Origin of the sequence: Streptomyces glaucescens (genome assembly GCF_002154375.1) — a bacterium.
Lineage (GTDB): Bacteria > Actinomycetota > Actinomycetes > Streptomycetales > Streptomycetaceae > Streptomyces > Streptomyces glaucescens.
Genome location: NZ_MUND01000554.1, coordinates 1 through 1,105, shown reverse-complemented (window position 1 = coordinate 1,105; position 1,105 = coordinate 1). Strand labels below are relative to the sequence as shown.

Sequence of the window (1,105 nt, the reverse complement as noted above, 5' to 3'; positions counted from 1 at the left end):
TATCTCCCCCAGCCCGCCGGCGTCACCCGGACCGTCGTCCGCGACCGGGGCGGCACCGAGTACTACGAGGTGGACCTGCGGGAGAGTCGGACGAGCCTGATGGCGCGGGGTCCGGAGGCGGGCGGGCGTCCCGTGTTCACCGCGCGCGGCGAAGCGGGCTGGCGGGTCACCGACGCGAGGAGAGCGGCGGCAGGCGGCGAGTCCGGGGACGTCGAGAACCTGATCCGGCGCCACCTGGCGGACCAGCTGCGCAGGCTGACCGACCTGTATCCCCCCACCCGTGCCGCCGAGGCCCGGGAGGCCCTCTACCGGGGCCTGGCCCGACTCGCCGTCCCCGGCCTCGACATCCGCTGGGACGTGAACCTCAGCGCCGCCCCTCCCCGCCCGGCCTCCTTCCTGCGGCGTTCCCGGACCGGCGCCGCCCGGGCCCTGCGGCAGGCGGACGCTGTGCTCCTCGGGTTCGACGGCACCCTGACCCGGCTGTGGACGAAAGCCGGCCAGGCGGCGGCCGTCCGGGAGCTGACGCGTGTCCTCACCGAGCTGCGGGACCCGGAGGACGCGCTCACCGGCAAGCCCCTGCTGCCCGTGAACGGCCCGGTCGCCCACCAGAACGGTGATCTCCACCCGGTGGACCTGCTGCGGGCGCTTCAGGAGACGCCCTACGCACGGGCGTTGTGGGACGTTCTGGAGAGCGCCGAGCGTGAGGCGGTGCGCGGCGCGCGGGCCCTCTCCCGTGCCGACCTGCTCGTCCGCACCCTGGCCGACAAGGGGCTGACGCTGGCGCTCGTCACGGACGCGGCCGAGGCGACCGCGACCGGGTATCTGGAGCTTCGTGGCCTGCTCGGCGACTTCAGGGGTGGGGTGCACGGCCGGTCCGCGCGGTTGTTGCCCGACCCGGAGACCGTGGAGCGGGCCCTCGCCCGGATCGGCGTGGCTCCCGCCCGCTGTCTCCTGGCCGGCTCCACCGCCGTCGAGGAGCGCGCGGCCGACACCGCGGGCGTCGCCTTCCTGCGGGTCGCCGACGAGACCGGATTCCGCGATCTCCTGGACGCCGCCCGGGAACGCTGACCGCCCGAATCCCCCGTTCGGCCGCTCCCCGCCCGGC

General features: G+C 75.8%; 1 protein-coding gene. It reads left to right on the top strand.

What is annotated here, in order from left to right:
- Nucleotides 1-1,068: HAD family hydrolase (locus tag CCN42_RS31575; protein WP_143662073.1), on the top strand; the 1,068-nt coding region annotated here is incomplete at its 5' end.
- Nucleotides 1,069-1,105 lie beyond the last annotated feature (37 nt).